The 237-nt window shown below is 62.0% G+C and carries 1 protein-coding gene; it reads left to right on the forward strand.

The features are described 5' to 3' along the window. The coding region (locus SB764_RS44515) for a hypothetical protein (RefSeq protein ID WP_410867378.1) at positions 1-237 on the forward strand (237 nt) is incomplete at both ends.

A 237-nucleotide genomic window follows, 5' to 3' on the forward strand; every position in this document is an offset into this window, starting at 1 on the left:
CGCTCATCATCAACCACATGGCCTATGCCCGCCATCTGCTCTGGCTGGAGCGCAAGGACGGCCTGCCGCAGATCATGATCCGCGATCGGGCGACCGGCGAGGAACACGCGATCGCCTTTGCAGAGGAGGCCTATTCGCTCGGCCTGTCGGGCGCCGCCGAATATGACACCGACGTCATCCGCTTCTCCTATTCGTCGATGACGACGCCGAGCCAGCTCTACGACTACAACATGGTGA

Origin of the sequence: Paraburkholderia sp. SIMBA_027 (assembly GCF_046535315.1) — a bacterium.
GTDB lineage: Bacteria > Pseudomonadota > Gammaproteobacteria > Burkholderiales > Burkholderiaceae > Paraburkholderia > Paraburkholderia tropica.